14 protein-coding genes are annotated in these 18378 nt (G+C 38.0%); 1 reads left to right on the top strand and 13 read right to left on the bottom strand.

Going from position 1 to position 18378, the window contains the following annotated elements:
• Positions 1–2: 2 nt before the first annotated feature.
• The 12 genes from BBI00_RS02950 to BBI00_RS02895 all read right to left on the bottom strand — a co-directional run bounded on the left by BBI00_RS02950 (position 3) and on the right by BBI00_RS02895 (position 16045).
• Complete coding sequence (locus BBI00_RS02950; RefSeq protein WP_083988406.1) at positions 3–713, bottom strand: hypothetical protein; 711 nt, start codon at positions 711–713, stop codon at positions 3–5.
• 25 nt (positions 714–738) lie between these two features.
• On the bottom strand, positions 739–1458 hold the full coding sequence (locus tag BBI00_RS02945; RefSeq protein WP_065397367.1) for a hypothetical protein: 720 nt from the start codon (positions 1456–1458) through the stop codon (positions 739–741).
• A 60-nt stretch (positions 1459–1518) separates the two neighbouring features.
• On the bottom strand, positions 1519–1968 hold the full coding sequence (locus BBI00_RS02940) for a hypothetical protein (RefSeq protein WP_065399593.1): 450 nt from the start codon (positions 1966–1968) through the stop codon (positions 1519–1521).
• 114 nt (positions 1969–2082) lie between these two features.
• The gene (locus BBI00_RS02935) at positions 2083–2877 is read right to left on the bottom strand and encodes a hypothetical protein (protein ID WP_065397366.1); all 795 of its coding nucleotides are present in this window, start codon (positions 2875–2877) and stop codon (positions 2083–2085) included.
• Positions 2878–2957: 80 nt separating this feature from the next.
• Positions 2958–3404 carry a hypothetical protein gene (locus tag BBI00_RS02930; RefSeq protein WP_065397365.1) on the bottom strand — a complete coding sequence of 149 codons (447 nt, stop codon included), beginning with the start codon at positions 3402–3404 and terminating at the stop codon, positions 2958–2960.
• A gap of 55 nt (positions 3405–3459) precedes the next feature.
• A complete protein-coding gene (locus tag BBI00_RS02925) occupies positions 3460–5106 on the bottom strand; it encodes an amidohydrolase family protein (RefSeq protein ID WP_065397364.1) in 1647 nt (548 codons plus the stop codon).
• Positions 5107–5116: 10 nt separating this feature from the next.
• Positions 5117–7885 carry a S8 family serine peptidase gene (locus tag BBI00_RS02920; RefSeq protein WP_065397363.1) on the bottom strand — a complete coding sequence of 923 codons (2769 nt, stop codon included), beginning with the start codon at positions 7883–7885 and terminating at the stop codon, positions 5117–5119.
• A 309-nt stretch (positions 7886–8194) separates the two neighbouring features.
• Positions 8195–8716 carry a hypothetical protein gene (locus BBI00_RS02915; protein ID WP_123902215.1) on the bottom strand — a complete coding sequence of 174 codons (522 nt, stop codon included), beginning with the start codon at positions 8714–8716 and terminating at the stop codon, positions 8195–8197.
• A 90-nt stretch (positions 8717–8806) separates the two neighbouring features.
• Positions 8807–10375, bottom strand: a complete 1569-nt coding sequence (locus tag BBI00_RS02910) for a rhomboid family intramembrane serine protease (RefSeq protein ID WP_065397361.1) — start codon at positions 10373–10375, stop codon at positions 8807–8809.
• Positions 10376–10594: 219 nt separating this feature from the next.
• Complete coding sequence (gene carB / locus BBI00_RS02905; protein WP_065397360.1) at positions 10595–13777, bottom strand: carbamoyl-phosphate synthase large subunit; 3183 nt, start codon at positions 13775–13777, stop codon at positions 10595–10597.
• A gap of 159 nt (positions 13778–13936) precedes the next feature.
• On the bottom strand, positions 13937–15010 hold the full coding sequence (locus BBI00_RS02900; protein WP_065397359.1) for a carbamoyl phosphate synthase small subunit: 1074 nt from the start codon (positions 15008–15010) through the stop codon (positions 13937–13939).
• Between the two features lie 144 nt (positions 15011–15154).
• Positions 15155–16045, bottom strand: a complete 891-nt coding sequence (locus tag BBI00_RS02895; RefSeq protein WP_065397358.1) for an aspartate carbamoyltransferase catalytic subunit — start codon at positions 16043–16045, stop codon at positions 15155–15157.
• Positions 16046–16286: 241 nt separating this feature from the next.
• On the opposite strand from BBI00_RS02895, the gene BBI00_RS02890 reads away from it, so the two are divergent.
• Complete coding sequence (locus BBI00_RS02890; RefSeq protein ID WP_050021307.1) at positions 16287–16748, top strand: Lrp/AsnC family transcriptional regulator; 462 nt, start codon at positions 16287–16289, stop codon at positions 16746–16748.
• A gap of 304 nt (positions 16749–17052) precedes the next feature.
• On the opposite strand, the gene argH is transcribed toward BBI00_RS02890, so the two are convergent.
• Entirely contained in the window at positions 17053–18357 is a 1305-nt protein-coding gene (gene argH, locus BBI00_RS02885) for an argininosuccinate lyase (protein ID WP_065397357.1), read from the bottom strand.
• Positions 18358–18378 lie beyond the last annotated feature (21 nt).

The following is an 18378-nucleotide window of genomic DNA, read 5'->3' as shown; positions in this document are numbered from 1 at the left end:
AATTATATTCCTTCTTCTGCACGCCCTTCTCTTTCTTCCTCTTTTTCTATTTCTAAATCGAAACGTTCGTCTTCGGTAAGAATGCGTGGTAATGTATTCCCGCCTTTATGGGGAAACTGAATATAATTTTCCGGAGGTTCAGGCAGACTGTTCTTACAGTATTCTGAACATACGTTGGCCAGTAATGGCAATACATCTGTCCCGACCCATAAGGAAATCCAAAACTGATTGGTTTGTTCATACGTCATGATCTTATTACAAACACTACAATTTACCGTTCGTCCAAAATACCGGACCGGGTTATGATCTAAAAGAGGAAAAACCAACCTGTTTTTTTTATTTCCATACAATGCCCTTGTACTCACGGTACTGTTGACAAGCTTCCTGCATTTTGTAATCTCGTAAGGAAACCAATGCAAATCATATGAAGTGTACGGAACAAAGTTTTCAAGGGCTTCCATTTCCCCGATTTCCGGTGGAATTCTTTTCAGTTTGCTGCCATAAAGTATCATATTTTTTACATTCTTCAGCTTTGATATGGTTTCCGGCAGAGTATGGATCTGAGAAAACAGTTCCCACCCAAGCTCTTCTGCCGGTAAAAATTCTTCACCGTTTTCCGAAGCTGTTTTATCTATATAGTCACAAAGCTTCTTCCAGGCCAGAGAACTTCTGTCCTGTATATCGTTTTCTATTACAGATATTTTTTCAGCCATGTTTATATTCAGATCTTTATTATACTTATTTTATTTTTTTCCAATCCCTGTCATAGAGCTTTTTCAGCTTATTTTTCAGATCGGGCTGAAAAACTTCTTTTGGGGTTTCGGACTGGTCCAGGATAATTTCAAAGGTTGAAATTTCATCTTCATTATCAAATATGTCATTTTTATTGCTGTCTTTTGTAGCCGTCATAATGACTTTATTAGAAGACTGAATATATTTCCAGCTGTTCAGGTCATAGTCTGCCGGTGAAATCTGTCTTAATTTTTTACCTGACTTATCAGAAACAAAAAGGTAAACCGGATCTTTTTCATTAAGCAGCTTATCTTTATTATAATCCTTGCTTCTTATATTATAAAAAATATGATCTGTTTTTTTGGATATATCAGTGCCTTCGTGAGTATTATATTTATAATCATAATTAATGATCATGACTTTATTCTCAGTAAGCAGATGATATTCGTTGGTATTTGAGTTCAGAAAGACAATGTTCCAATATCCGTTATCCGGCATTTGCTTATAGGAATATTCACCGTCTTTTCTGGGATTCTGTCCCATTTGCAACGGAAACATGAGCATTCCCGTACTATCAATTTCTGTAAAAGAATTGGTCTGAATATTCAAATTGTCAATGGAAACCGGATCTGTCTGAGAAGATGAAGAGCTTTCAAAATTTTCAGTGTTTTTACTGCAGGAAAATAGTACAGCAAGCAGACTTGAGCTTAGTATAATTTTTTTCATGGAATGTTTTTACAGTTTTCTTTCAGGTAAACTTACTAAAAAAACAAAATTAACCGGAAATTACTTTTCAATTTTAAAGATATAATCGTCCTTAATCTTTTCAGATTTCTCTTCCAGATCTTTACTGTTGTATCTTTTACCGTCAATTTCAATATTTTCAATATTCCAGCTCCAGTAGAAATTGTGCGTTTTTTCGATCCGTACGGTTGAATGGGCTTCTATTGTAATGGTTGTACCGGAACTGTCTGCCTTTTTTTCCAGGGACTTCAGGTTTTTTCTATTCTTTTTGAAAAACTTTGGGCTTACAATATCATTTTCATAGTTGAAACTGAATGTACCGTAAGAATCTTCAGAAAACCTGTCGAAAGCCCCTTTTTTATAATTGATCTTTAATACCTTAGGTGTCCCGGTCAGATTTTGAATGTAAAAATCTGTCGGGATGGAACACCCTGAAAAAATAAAGACAAAGAAAATTCCCAATATAATCCAGGTTCTTTTTATACTATTCATCTTTTTTAATGTGAATGATGCATTGTCAATCATCCGACTGTATAATCTGTTACAGCCGGATCTGTACAATTTGATTTATCTTACCACGGATTAAACGTTCCGTATCCTAAATTATTATTTTGTCTTTACATATATCCCTTCAACCGTCGCATTCATTCCGAATTGCCCGCTACATGCTCCCTGAGTATACTGAACGACAGCAAATCCTTTATAGAACTTTACCCTGAATTCACAGTCTTCTGCATCAGACAGCTTATAGGTAAAACCGGTTGTTTTCAGACTGATGGTATCCTCATCTATCTGTGCAAGATTTCTTGCAGGTTCCCCGGTAACGGATGTAATTCCAAAAACGGCTTTTGAATCCGGTAATTTTTTAATTTCCAGATCTCCCTGATAGCCGGCATCGCCATACTGATAATGATAATGCCCGAAAATATCGTCCAGTTTTGCTTCTGTCTGCTTTGAGATGGCAGCTGTATCCTTCTTGACAAGGTTAAGTACAAGTTCTTTTTTAATTTTGGGTGAAAACCAGCTTCCCGTGAAAGTACCATCTGTTGGCTTTCCGGTGATAATACCCGTTATATTTCCTGACTTTTCAAATTCTAAAATCCTGTAGCTATGGTCATCCTCAATGGTTCCTAAAATCGTGATAGGTAATTTGTTTTTAGTATTCAGGTAGGTGATTTCTCCAGCAATTAAATTACCATCCAGCTGGTAATGCATAAATACAGGCGTCTTTCCATTCAGAAGACCTTTCCAGGATATTTCTTTCTCTCCCTCTTTTTGTACTGATGACAATGCAACTGATGGTTCCGGAGTCACAGAATCAGAATTCTTCGCTTTTTGCTCTGACTTATTACAGGAAATAATTGTAAGTAGCGGAATGTAAAGTAAATATTTGTATTTCATTGGGCTGTAAATCTCTTTATGCTAATATACGGCCTGGATAGTAATTTAAAAATATTTTACAGTTTTTTTTTAACCTGCCATTAAACAAATTGTTCTGCTAATTTACCAATCATCCATGGCGCCGTACCATCTTCCTCTCCTTCATTGCTGTTATCAACATGGGTAAAATCCCAGTTTCCATCCAAAAAATCAGCAGCGTGAACACTTTCGTGAATCAGTGTATTGACTGCAGTTTTTAAATTGTTGCTGAAGCAGCGTGTATTAAGCTTTATTAAAGTGGCACTCACCGTTTTGGCATTTACACAGGTTCCCGGTCTAAACGGGTTGAGCCTCCAATATGTTTCTACCTGAACGTCCTGTTTGGCATCTCTGAGAATATCAGAAATCTGAACAGGGGTTAATTGTGTATTATAAAACGCAGGGATTTTTTTAATTTCCTCAAAAAATGCTGGATTATTCAGGATTTCATTTGCTTTATCAACAGCAGTCTTAATATTGGTCTGATCTCCTTTAAAAATTAGTTTCATGGTTTTTGTTTTTTTGTTGAATGCTATGGGCCTCTAAACCTGACAGGTTTCATTTTTATTTCCAATTATTGAGATACCTTTTCAAAAAGTTCTTTCCATTTTCAGATAAAAATTTGTCTACACACTGTACAAGATAGTTTTCTTCTATAGGCTCAGAATTTTTGTTTTTAAATGCTCTGATGTCTTTCAGTGGTTCCAGTCTTTTGTCTACAATAGGTAAGTAGACCAGAAGATCGTTTCTAAGTTTTCCTAAAGTTGTCACATCATCATAAGGATTAATAGGATTGATAAGCCCGTCATAGTCAGATCCTATGCAGATATGATCCCATGGACTGCGCTCTCCTACCCAATTCATTTCCGAATATCCTAATCTTACTGCATACAGGATATGTGCACACAGCAGATAGATATGTCTTATCTCCCGGTCCGTTTTATCTTCAGTAATGAAAGCCTCTTTCAGATCAAATGTTCCCTCCTTAAACCACTTGCGCCATTCATACAGAGGGATTGCTTCCGGATCTTTGAAATATTCAGGCCTGGAGCCATCCATCATACTTTTGGCAGCTCCCAAAATCCGCTGATCCATTGAGATTCCTATAAGACCGTTGCTTTTCATGATTTCCAGAATTTCTTCATCAAAGAGATTGATGGTCCATGGATTGCCAAATAATTTATTGTTCAAAAGAAAATCTGTTTTGCCTATTACCTGGTTTTTAGCCTGAATTTCACAAATTGTTTTTCCCTGAACATACCTGAAAGTGGAACGATAGTTTTTCTGTTCTAAAAAGTCTTTTATTGACGAAAATGTAAAGCCGGTATGGGAGGAAATAATCGGTAAACGGAGTATTTCCGGATGCTCTGCCCCTAATTCTTCCCTGAACTGATAAAATTTGTGCCGGGAAAAAACACTCATATGCTTAATATCAATAAGAGAGGGATGTAAATGCAGGAATACGGTACGGATAAAGTCTTTTCCCTTATCTGAAATTCCAAAACCTGATTTGGGGATAAAGTCTTCGCTTCGAAAGGCTATCTGTGCCGTTCCGTTCAGAGCCTGCGCAAAACCACACATATGCTGCTCAGGAATTTCGCTGAGATGAACCAGATTGATGCTGAAAAGATCTACATTATCGGGGTCATCCTGAATTTCACGATAGCATTTTTCCGGGTCTGTAGCTGCTGCCGTATCTCTTATTTTAGCATCCGAAAAATTATGGGCGCCTTCCACAGAAAATGCAAGATAGGTATACTGCTGATTGCTAAAAATATCTTCGGCAGGAGGTCTTTTACGGCTGATAAATTTTATTTTGAAATCATTTTCCAGCACAGCATAATTGGATTGGTAATAGGCTATTTCTTCTTTTAACAGATCAAAATAGGTAGTTTCCCTGTTTTTCACACGATCTATAAAATCCCAGCTGATGGGAAGTTTCGAAGGGCTAAAGCCTTTAAAAAAACCATTGATGTTTTCGGCAAACGCATATTCCATCGCCATCAGAGCCGTCACTCCGTATCCCAGGGAACTGTTTTTCACCATTGCTGGTGAAGACTGGCTGTCGAATGCATTGCCCATAAACTCATCGATGACGCTCATTAGCCCTTTGGTTTTAAAGTTTGAGTTCAGTGGAAGACGGCCGGTATCTTTTTTACTGATCAGATGTTTAAATAACAAATGAAAGTGAAAATCAAATATATTTTTCATACTGGGTGTTTTATGGGTGAAGTACTTTTTCTCTTATCGCATTGAATGTGGCCAGCGACTGGTCTTGTTTATCACTTATGCTTTCTACAGCAGCTTTACCCTTTGGGGCATTACGCAAGACAACTTTTTTGGCATGATCAGACATTTCATAGCCTTCAGACTGAAGGCTTTCTTCAGCTCTGATTCCTGTCATAATACTTCTCATGATTCCGTTCCAGAGCATCTTTAAGCTTTCTCCTACGGTTCTGAATCCCATAGCAATACGGTTTATATCTTCACCATCGTAAGCATTTTTTAAGCCGGAAGCAGCCGGAAGCTTGGTTTTTAAAAGCTTATCAATATCTAAAACACCTGCTCCGAAACCACTACGGGGAAGACTGTGTTTGGTTCTTGCTGAATCTTTAATACTTTTTCTGAAGGCTTCAACAATCTGGTAACCGTGATAACCTTTTAAGTCTTCTCTGTTTTTGTAGAGCCAGAGTACAGCCGCAGAAGAAACGTGGGGAGCGGCATAGCTTGTTCCGTGGCCATATGCCATTCCGTAGCGGAACAGCCCGGAATCTTGTTGTAAGGATTTCGGGACATATACATGCATTCCCGGAGCTGTAATATCTACGGTTTCTCCTCTGCAGGATCCCTTCCATTCTCTGTCATCAGGATTAGATGCTGCAACGGCAATGGTTCCCGGATGTACTGCGGGTGCAACAACTTCTTTTACTTCATTACCTGCCGCACAACACCATATAATCCCTCTTTCATAGACTTTTTTGGACAGGTTATAGGTCGTCATTGTAGGTGGTAATCCCATACTTGTGGTAATTACTTTTGCTCCGGTTGCAATGGCTGCATCAACTGCTTTGGCGAGTTCTTCCTGTCTTCCTATGATCACAACATCCTGTGCAACCCGGTAAGGAATGAGTTTAACGCCATTTTGATTTATTAACCCCCGATTGCCGTTTTCTTCTGCATCAGAATAAAGGTTTCCAATAATAATACTTCCTGTTCTGGCACCGTGGCCTGCATCTGCCAGGGTAAATATTTTGTGGTGTTCTTCCTCCCTTGAGTTGTCATCATTATCTACAAAATCAAAGTCTTCTGTAAGGTCAAACGATCCGTAATTTTTCGGATGATGAGAATAGCCTGTGTCAAACTGGACAATTTTTACTGAATTTCCGATGACATCTGTTATACCTCCTTTATAATTCACGGCTTCCCAGTTCCATTTCCTGTAATCTTCCTTGGACTTTCCTCTTACATATTGACTGGATTGGCTGTATAATTCAAGAAAATGTTTTTCGTTGTTAAAGTCTTTTGAACCTGAGCTCTCCAATGCCTTAAATTCTTCTTCATAGGTCACTTCCATATTCAGATAAATTTCACTGTCATATTCTGCATGCATAATTTCTTCCAGTGAAAGTAATTCTCTGGCAAATTCGTTCGGATTTTTGCCACCGGCAGAAATATCCAGCACAAATAATTCTTCTTCACCTTCTTTTGCAGAAACCGGGGTGGCAAGACTGAGACTGAAATCTCTGCCATAGTTCAATACAAGTTCTGCCTCTAGCCTGTCAAAATTCTCAGGGCTGTTTTTGGCAAGAATAATGAATGGAAACTTTTTTGATTCATCCGCAATATCTGCAGCTTTATTTGTGTTCACCACCTGATGATCAACCACCGGAACTGTCTCCTTCAGTTTTTGGGCTTCATTCTTTGCTTCAGCAAGAGAGATTTCCGGCTGATTCTTAACAACTTCTCTGAGTTCTTTTTTGATTTTATGGGTTCTTGCAAGAATTTCATTTTTCTTAAGGTTGTGCGCCGGATCATCAAAATTTTTCTTTTGCAGCAATTCCAGTATTCTGCTGATACGAATTCCGGCATTGGCTACCCATTCAATTTCATCATCCGGTGTATCTAAGGTGGCAACAGCTCCTGATTTTGTAAGAGGTCTTTTATTATCGTCCATTTTAGGCACGCCTGTCTGATGCAGGGCTACTATCTCACAGGTATCTAATGCTATGACCGGCGCGCCTGATGACCCCGACAAAGAATCGGTTTCATACATAATAAGGTCCTGGGTTTCTGAAAAAAAAGAATTGTTATTCAGGGAGGTCTTTTTAGGCTGGCCATTGGGATGCTGTATGATGATACATGTTCCGCCTTTCGTTATTTTACCTGCGTTACCGTCTATTTCCAAAGAAGGGATATCCGTAATCTTTTTTCCCTTAACGTTAAGTTCTTCTAATGCCACCATCGTAAAGTCTAATCCTGAAAACTCATCTCCGGGTTTCTTTTCAATATCTGAAGTAAAGAAAAACGTTTCCGGTTCGGGCCTGAACTGGATAGGATTCAGGATCCTCCCTTCTTCGTCAATTTCATAGAAAAACTCGGCTTTAATGTTTGCACATTCTTCTTTACTGGAAATCACATGATTATTGGTGATTAAAATATTTCCATTGATTAAAAACCCGGATCCCAAAGGTTGGTTGTTATACAAAATTCTGCACACTGATTGGGAAATCTGAAGTATTTTTGAAAGGTTTACAATGTCTACAAGATCATTGCCTCCGATTATTTTTTCAATGCCCAGACGAAAATTAATATCCTCACGGGCCATTCTGATTTCAAAACGTTTCTGATCATCCTCCAGATTGATGAGGGGATAATTTAACGAACGTAATTCTTCAAGTTTATTGTGATCTTTGATGATCTGATCATACTGATTCGCCAGCCTGTCCACAATGACCGCTTTTGTTTCCCCAGTATTTAAAAAATTAAACATAGTATAAGTTTTTAGGGTTATTCATTCAAAAAACCAGAGAAACTGAAACTACGCCTGACTTACCATCAATATACTGTAAAGTATGCCATGAACACCTCAACAACCAACAATTTCCCTGATAAGTATTCTTAAAAAAAGCAATTAAAAATTACGGAAAAATGCTCAATAATCTGTAACTATTTCTCAGAATATTTTATTCGAAGTTACCTTAAATGATTGAAGCAAGAAATAGCACTTTTGTGTAATAAAAAGGTATAAGTAATCTAGCAGGTTTTAATAACAAATGGTTGCTACAGACCAATATCATTTTCAATCATAATGGCTGACATTCTTTTGAACGGATTTGATCTTATTATTTTGGAATATAATTAAATAATGCTCTCCTTTTGTCATAGAATATCCGGTGAACGGGTTGGCTAAAATTTCAGCTCTCAATGAATCATTTCTGATTTCCGAGAAATATATATACTGTAATGGCCCATGGAATTTCTTCAACTCAGAAATGGGTATGGTTCTGTACTTATGGTCTTTTCGCCAGTCCGATTTTGTATATTTTTCTGAAAGTTTTCTGATCATTGAATTCGAAAATGAATTTTCATTTTTAAAATTCTCACTTCCATAAATGGCATAGTTCTGAATTTTATAGATTTCAGGTATTATTTTCACTCCGGATGCATCAGAATGGTATTCTTTGAGAAATGGTTTTTCCTGGTTAAACTTATGGGTAATGGTATTATAGGCTAATTCATATTTCTGGAATTCAGCAGGATTCTCAGCAGTTTTTTTTGCTGTACAGGAACATATAGAGACAGTAACAAAAAAGACAGTCACATTTTTAATCATGGCATCACAGACAATTACTCAATTTCAAAACCTTATCAATTAATTTAGAATCCTAATATACACAAATAGCATCACATTTTATTTTGTTTCGTCTTCTGTTTCATCTATACCCTTGGCTGCCAATTCTTTTTTCAACTTTCCTAAAGTTATAATTCCAATCAAAAATCCGCTTACAAGTCCACCAATATGAGCAGCATTATCAATTCCCCCCATAAGTCCCATAATCAGGCTAATACCTACAAATACAAGTGTAATAATTAAAAATATTCTCCCAAATTCAGGTGAAAATATTTTCATTAACAAACAAGCCAAAACAAAACCATAAAGTCCGAATATTGCTCCTGAAGCCCCCACGCTTATCACTCCATTATACCATAAAGTACTTGTTATACTTGCCAAAACTCCTGTTACAAGATATAACAGGAAATACCTTGCTCTACCCAACAGAGGCTCAATGAAAATTCCGACAAAAAAAAGTGCCATCATATTGTTTGCAATATGTATTATTCCACCGTGCAAAAATATATTTGTCAGCAAGCGCCACCATTGCCCCTCAATAATTAAAGGTCTGAAATTAGCTCCCCATTTTAATAAATCATCACTTTTGAATGATATCAATCCCAAACCTGAAACAACCATTATAATGTATATCAATATATTCAGGTTAATAAGGATTGGAGTTATAAAAAATCCTTCTTTTGGAATAAAAACGTCCAATAATTCCTTCAAATCATCATTATTTCCAGCTTTACCACTTTTTTTAAAAGTTTCTAATTCTTTTTCCTGAAACTTAGGAAACAGTAAAAGGATAAAATAGCTTAAAAGTCCAATTCCTAACGAACCCAGAATCCAAGAAAGTTTTTTACCGTTCCGAACTTCAAAAGGCTCAGTTTTTGGTTCAAAGATAATGTTATCAGTTGATGAATATTTTTCTATTTTCTCAAGTGCTTTATTGTATTCATCATGGTCCTCCGTATTACCAATTTTTTCTAAATAAGAGAATCTATTAAAATTTGCTGTATCAAAGTTTTTTTCTGACTCTTCTGCAAATAATTTGTATTCTCTTTCTTTTTCCTCGTCGGAAAGTCTGTTGCTGACTTGTTTGAAATATTTTTTACCAAGCCAATATTGATGAATATGATTATTTGTACCGGATTTATTATCTAAAATCGGCATCACAACATAAATAAACATATCAAATTTTTCATTATACCTTCCTGACACAGAAACTGTATTTTGTATCGCAATATGCTGCTTATCTATATCATAATTTTTGAGAGCATAAAATTTTGTATCCTTAATTTTTGACAGTTGCGAAATATGGTCAAGCTTAGTTAGCTCCCCTGTTGAAGTAACCAAATACTCCTGTGCAATTATCGTGGGAACAGCAATAGCAATACAAGCCAAAAGCTGATAGAAAAACGAAGCATTTTCATTTTTGAATTTCAACAGTTTTATTCTTGGACGCAACCAAATCAAAACAGGAATATAAGGCAGTCCAAAAGGTAACCAGAATTTTATGATATTTTCTTTTAATGGGATTCCTGCTTTTATAAATAGTAACCAGTGTAAAAAGGTATAGGTAACAAGAAAACCTAACGCAATAAGAAAAAATGGTTTGTAAATAATGTGTAATTTATCTTTCATCTCAAACTCCCGATATGGTCTATTAACTTGTAAAGATACTCAGATTTGCCATTCAAATAAAATGTGTGCTTATGTTGATTTTACATGTGTACAGGAACAGTATTTTTAAGAGGAATTCAAAACTAAACCTAACAGGTTTTGAAAACCTGTTAGGTTTAAAAATAAAAACGCACCCCAATTATTCATTAAGGTACGTTTTAAATATTTATTGGCTAACGATTACATCGTTTCCATCTTGAAGCTCATGCTCTCGATTACTTTCAGGATCGCTTCTACCGTATCCATTGAAGTTAAACAAGGTACACCGTTCTCTACGCTCATTCTTCTGATCTGGAATCCGTCTCTTTCTGCCTGTTTTCCTTTTGTAGTGGTATTGACCACATACTGAACTTTTCCTTTCTGGATCAGGTCGATAAGGTTGACGTCCTCTTCTCCGATTTTGTATCCTATTTTGCAAGGAATTCCTTTTTCTTCAAAGAATTTCGCTGTTCCTTCCGTAGCCCAGATTCTGAATCCTACCTCATGGAATCTTGCAGCCAGATCAGCAGCTTCCTGCTTGTGCTTATCTGCTACCGTGAACAGGATGGACCCGTGCATAGGAACTTTTCTGCCTGCTGCTACAAGACCTTTGTAAAGTGCTTTTTCCAGAGTGGTATCTTTCCCCATTACCTCTCCGGTAGACTTCATTTCAGGGCCTAAGGAGATATCAACTTTCGTTAGTTTAGAGAATGAGAATACAGGTACTTTCACAAATACTCCTTCTTTGTTCGGAACCAATCCGTTTTCGTAGCCCAGATCTTTCAGTTTTTGTCCTAAAATTGCTTTTGTAGCAAGGTTGGCCATCGGAACATCTGTAATTTTGGATAAGAAAGGAACTGTTCTTGAAGAACGTGGGTTTACTTCGATCACATATACATTTCCTTCGAAAAGAACGTACTGGATATTCATCAACCCGATTACATTCAGTCCTTTTGCGAGTCTCTTTGTATAATCTACCAAAGTATCGATTTCGCTCTGGGAGATATTCTGTGGCGGATATACTGCGATAGAGTCTCCGGAGTGAACTCCTGCTCTTTCGATGTGCTCCATAATTCCCGGAATCACTACTGTTTCACCGTCGCAGATGGCATCTACTTCGATTTCTTTTCCTACCATGTATTTGTCAACCAAAACAGGGTGCTCAGGGCTTGCGTCTACCGCATGTTCCATATAGTGGGCCAATTCTGCTTCAGCATATACGATTTCCATTGCTCTACCTCCTAAAACGTAGCTTGGACGTACCAATACCGGGTAACCGATTTCATTGGCGATTTTTATCGCTTCTTCTTTAGAAGTGGAAGTTCTTCCTTTTGGTTGAGGAATACCCATTTCCTGTAAAGCTTTCTCAAATTTATCTCTGTTTTCAGCTCTGTCAAGATCTTCCAGTGAAGTTCCCAGGATCTGTACTCCGTGAGAAGCTAATTTATCTGCAAGGTTGATCGCTGTCTGCCCACCAAACTGTACGACTACCCCTTTAGGTTTTTCAAGCTCGATGATGTTCATCACATCCTCTTCTGTAAGCGGCTCGAAGTATAGTTTATCTGAGATTGAGAAGTCTGTGGAAACCGTTTCAGGGTTGTTGTTGATGATGATCGCTTCATACCCCATTTCTTTGATTGCCCAAACAGAGTGAACCGTTGCGTAGTCAAATTCAACTCCCTGCCCGATTCTGATAGGTCCGGACCCTAATACGATGATCTTCTCTTTAGCTGAAACCACGCTTTCGTTTTCTTCCTCGTATGTTCCGTAGAAGTAAGGTGTTTCAGATTCGAATTCTGCTGCACAGGTATCTACCATTTTGTAAACCGGCATTACTCCGTTTTCTTTTCTGAAATTGAAGACTTCACGCTCTGTTACCTCCCAAAGAACTGCAATGTTGATATCGGCAAAACCCAGTTTCTTCGCTTCAGTTAATGTTTCTTTATCAAATTTGTTGGCAGCGATTACTTTTTCGAAATCAACCAGCTTTTTCAGTTTCCAGATAAAGAATTTGTCGATTTTACTCCATTCTACAATCTGCTCCCAATCATATCCTCTTCTTAAAGCATCTCCGATAATGAATAACCTCTCATCATCACACACTCTGATTCTTCTTTCGATTTCCTCAGCAGTAAGGGCCTGAGCCTGTTTTGTTTTTAATCCTAAATGCTTGATCCCTGTTTCCAGTGAACGGATTGCCTTCTGCAGAGATTCTTCGAAGTTTCTTCCGATGGCCATTACTTCTCCGGTAGCTTTCATCTGAGTAGAAAGTCTTCTGTCTGCTGTTTCGAATTTATCGAACGGGAATCTTGGGAATTTGGTTACCACATAGTCAAGAGCAGGCTCGAAACATGCGTATGTTTTTCCTGTTACCGGGTTCATGATTTCATCCAGCGTTAATCCTACAGCAATCTTTGCAGCAATTTTTGCAATCGGATAGCCTGTTGCCTTACTTGCCAGTGCTGATGAACGGGAAACTCTCGGGTTTACCTCAATGATATAATAATCGAATGAATGTGGGTCTAAAGCTAACTGTACGTTACATCCTCCTTCAATTCCCAATGCTCTGATGATCTTTAAAGAAGCATTTCTCAACAACTGATATTCTCTGTCTGAAAGAGTCTGAGAAGGCGCCACTACGATGGAGTCACCGGTGTGAACTCCTACCGGGTCAATATTTTCCATGTTACAAACTACAATAGCGTTGTCGTTTGCATCACGCATTACTTCATATTCTATTTCTTTGAAACCTGCAATTGATTTCTCGATAAGACATTGTGTCACCGGGCTATGCTTTAATCCCAGTTCTGCAATTTCTTTTAATTCTGCTTCAGTGGAAGCGATACCACCTCCTGTACCTCCCATGGTAAAGGCAGGACGAACAATTACAGGATATCCGATCTCATCTGCGAAAGCCAATGCTCCTTCTACCGTATTTACGATATCAGATTCAGGAACCGGTTCGTTCAATTCTCTCATCAGCTCACGGAAAAGGTCTCTGTCTTCTGCTCTGTTGATGGCAGAAAGCTTGGTTCCCAGTACTTCCACTTTGCATTCTTCAAGAATTCCTGATTTCTCCAGTTCTACTGCCATATTCAGACCTGTCTGGCCTCCAAGAGTAGGCAGTAATGCATCCGGACGTTCTTTTCTGATGATGTGGCTTACAAACTGTAGTGAAATCGGCTCGATATATACTTTATCAGCGATTTCCACATCCGTCATGATCGTTGCAGGGTTTGAGTTGATCAAAATAACCTTGTAGCCTTCTTCTTTCAGAGACAGACAAGCCTGCGTTCCTGCGTAATCAAATTCAGCTGCCTGACCGATGATGATAGGTCCTGAACCGATTACTAAAATTGTTTTTATATCTGTACGTTTTGCCATTTTTCTTTTTTTAGATACTAAAAGTTTGAATTTAAACTTCCAGCATTATGCTTTTTATTTAAATTGAATTAACACACTTTGTCATTCCGAGGAATCTAATTCTATTGTTAAGATTCTTCATTCCGCTTCTGCTTCATTCAGAATGACAAATGGGGTGTCTTACTTCTTAAAATCTTCCATCATTTGAATAAACTCGTCAAATAAGTAGTTTGCATCTTCAGGTCCCGGGCTCGCCTCAGGGTGATACTGAACGGAGAAACAAGGGTGAATTTTGTGTTTCAGACCTTCGTTTGTTCTGTCATTCAATGCAATGTGTGTTTCAATAAGGTCTGTTCCTTTTAAACTTTCCTGATCTACAGCATACCCATGGTTCTGAGACGTGATTGCTACTTTGTTTTTCTCTAAATCCAATACAGGATGGTTTCCTCCTCTGTGACCGAATTTCAGTTTGAATGTTTTAGCTCCGCAAGCAAGACCGATCAGCTGATGTCCTAAACAGATTCCGAAGATCGGGACTTTTCCCAATAAGCCACGGATCATATCTAAAGCATGTGGTACATCTTCCGGGTCACCAGGGCCGTTGGATAACATGATTCCGTCCGGATTCATCAGCAGGATTTCTTCTGCCGTAGTATCCTGAGAAACTACAATGATATCACAGTTTCTTTGAGATAATTCTCTGATGATCCCTAATTTTGCTCCAAAATCCACCAATACCACTTTGAAACCTCTGTTAGGGTTGGCATACGGTGTTTTTGTAGAAACCTCCTCTACCTGATTTGTTGGGAAGCTGGTTGATTTCAATTCTGAAGCTACAGCGTTTTCATCGGCATCTGCATTCACAATTTTTCCTTTCACTACTCCTGAGTTACGCAGAATTCTTGTCAGTCTTCTTGTATCGATTCCTGAGATTCCGGAAAGGTTTTTCTTTTTAAATAATTCATCTAAAGTGATCTGAGTACGGAAATTGGAAGGCAGGTCGCAAAGTTCTTTTACGATAAGCCCCTTGATTGCCGGCTCGATACTTTCATAATCATCACGGTTAATACCATAATTCCCGATAAGCGGATAGGTCATACAAACTATCTGACCACAGTAAGACGGGTCAGAGATCAATTCCTGATACCCTGTCATTCCGGTATTGAAAACTACTTCCCCTGCAGTTTCCAAATCTGCTCCGAAACCTTCTCCATGAAACACTTCACCGGACTCCAGTATTAATTTTTTCTTCATTTTTTCTATTTAGATTTTCTTTTTTATTAACAGGTCGCCCCTACGGGGCTCATATTATATTTTTTCTTTTGTTGCAGGGGCTTCACCCCTTGCTATTAACAGGTCGCCCCTACGGGGCTCGCCTATTTTTACCCTGGCTATTAGCTATTTAAAGGTAAACCCTTTTTCTTCCAGTGCTTCTTTAAGGATTGCCATTCTGGCGAATACTCCGTTCTGCATTTGTTTGAATACTCTTGATCTTTCGCACTCCACTAAGTCTGAGTCTATCTCAACACCTCTGTTGATGGGTGCCGGATGCATGATGATCGCTTCTTTTTTCATAGCCTGTTCTCTTTCTTTGGTCAACCCGTATCTTTTATGATATTCGGAAGCGGTGAAGCTCATGGCAGAGTCATGTCTTTCGTGCTGGATTCTCAGTAACATCAGAACATCCACTTCAGCGATCAGCTCATCTACTGAAAGGTAGGTTCCGTTGATCAGAGCACCTTCGTCAAACCATTGTTCCGGTCCTGAAAAATATACTTTAGCGCCTAACCTTCTTAAAGCTTCTGCATTTGAATTGGCTACACGGCTGTGTTTTACATCTCCTACAATTCCTACTTTCAATCCTTCAAATTTTCCGAATTCCTGGTAGATTGTCAGCAGGTCCAGCATACACTGTGAAGGATGGTTACCTGTTCCGTCTCCCCCGTTGATTACCGGAATGCTGATATTCTTCAGTTCCTCAAAGTATCTGTCTTTCTTATCACGGATCACCACAAGGTTTACGCCTATGCTTTCAATGGTTTTTACAGTATCATAAAGACTCTCACCTTTATTTACAGAGCTGTGCGAGGCATCAAAAGGAACTACCTGAAGTCCCAGTTTTCTTTCTGCAAGATCAAAACTTGTTTTCGTTCTTGTGCTGTCTTCGAAGAAAAGGTTTGAGCAAAAAACTTCTCCTTCAATTTTGGCAGTTTTACCGTTTGCAAAAGCCATTGCTTCTGTCAGTATACTGTTGATTCTCTCGGTGCTTAGTTCTGTAATCGTAAACATAATTCTTATTTTTGGGCATAAAAAAAGCGAAGACAACTATCTTCGCTTAATAACAATAAATATCGTAAAGGGCGCTTTCGCCCGGTAAATCTAATGATATAAATGCTTTTTTATTCATTAGGTGCAAAGATACAACAATTTTATGAACCCACAAAAATTAAGTTTAAAATAAATTAAAAACTTCAGTACTTCCTTATTCTCATTTAAAATTAATATTTTTGTTACAACTCAAGTTTAGTATATGGATTTAAAAGACAAAATGATTCTCAGCATTATTCAGGAAGACTCTACTTTATCTGTTAAGGAAATTTCCGAAAAGATAGGTCTTACCTTCACTCCTACGTATGAAAGAATCAAACAGCTGGAGAAGCAGGGAGTCATTGAAAAGTATGTAGGTCTTTTAAACCGTGAAAAACTGGGGTTGAACATTATTGTATATTGTAATGTGCGTCTTAAGGAGCAATCTAAAAAAGTACTGGAGACTTTTGAGAAAAACATTTCCAAATACGATGAGGTTCAGGAGATCACCAGTCTTTCCGGCGAGTATGATTATATGCTGAAAATTATCGCAAAGGATATCAACTCTTATAATGAATTTGCAGTAAGTGTTATTTCCAATCTTCCCAATATCGGGCAGTACCACAGTTCCATTGTTCTTCATGAAGTAAAAAAATCCACGAAATTTAAAATCGATCTGGAATAATCCTTTTTATCAAACCATTGAGAGCTAGTGGTGAGAAGTATAATTCGTAAACGAATTTTAAGACAATGCTGCTAAAAAATCACAGGTTTCCTAATAGACCATAAGTTTTTCATCTACCTTAATGGTTCTGTTCATCAATCATCAAATTCAAAGAGCGGAATAAAATCCAACCATTAAGATCTCTTAAGCTATAAGATTTATTAAGATTAAGGATTCACAAACGAATGTGTAAGACAGTATTAAAGTAATTTTTTAAATTGCTGCTCATTCAGCTTAAGGTGCCTTGATCTTAATGGTTCAGATTCTAACCCAATAATTTGTTCTTCAGTTTATTGAACTGGTATTCTATTTTATCCAGGCAAAGGTTTCCGATACTTCCCTGATGGGTATGGTCCAGATTTCCCGGCTCAAATTCAAATTCATTATTCTCGATCTCCTGCCCCACTTTCACATAAGCATCACGGAATGAGCTTCCGTTTTTGACTTCTTCATTGATCTTTTCTACACTGAACAGGTATTTATACTTTTCATCTTCCAGAATTCCGTCTTTCACCTTAATATTAGGTAAGGTATAGCTTAGTATTTCCAGACATTCCTTTAAGGAGTCAATCGCCGGAAAAAGAATTTCTTTGGTCAGCTGCACATCTCTGTGATATCCTGACGGCAGATTATTCGTCAGCAGGATCAGTTCGTTCGGGAGCGACTGGATTCTGTTGCATCTTGCACGAACCAGCTCAAAAATATCCGGATTCTTCTTATGCGGCATAATGCTGCTTCCTGTTGTAAATTCTTTCGGAAAGCTGATAAAATCAAAATTCTGATTCAGATACAGGCAAACATCATAAGCAAACTTCCCAAGGGTTCCCGCCAAGGTAGCCATTGCCATTGCCAGCATTTTTTCAGACTTACCACGGGTCATCTGAGCATACACCGAATTATAATTCATTGACTGGAACCCCAGATTGTAGGTTGTACTCTCACGATTGATCGGAAATGAAGAGCCATATCCTGCCGCTGATCCCAACGGGTTTTTATTGATGATATTCTTCACCGAGAACAGCATTTCCACATCATCCAAAAGGGCTTCTGCATACGCTCCGAACCATAATCCGAAAGAGGAAGGCATTGCGATCTGCAAATGGGTATACCCCGGAAGCAGTATGTTTTTGTGCTGATCTGCCAGCTGAATCAGAATCTGGAAGAACTCATCCGTAAGCGCTGTGATCTCACGGATCTCATCCAACAGATACAATTTGATATCCAGCAGAATCTGATCATTTCTGGATCTTGCCGTATGAATTTTCTTTCCTGTGTCTCCCAATTCTGCAATCAGGATTGCTTCTATCTGAGAATGGATATCCTCAGCTTCTTTATCAATTTCAAAAGTCCCATTCTCAATTGTATTTAAAATATCATCTAAAACAGCCAGCATCTGTACTGATTCTTCTTCTGATATAATCCCTGTCTCTGCAAGCATTTTACAGTGAGCCATAGAGCCTTTGACATCATATTTAGCCAGACGCTCATCAAAATCGAGGTCTTTCCCTACTGTAAAATTATTGACTAATATATTAGTGGCCAGGTCATCCTTTTGCCATATTTTTTTCATAAGTAATGATTGATTTTTAAG

The sequence above is a fragment of the Chryseobacterium arthrosphaerae genome, from assembly GCF_001684965.1.
Lineage (GTDB): Bacteria > Bacteroidota > Bacteroidia > Flavobacteriales > Weeksellaceae > Chryseobacterium > Chryseobacterium arthrosphaerae.
This window is presented reverse-complemented; position numbering and strand designations above follow the sequence as displayed.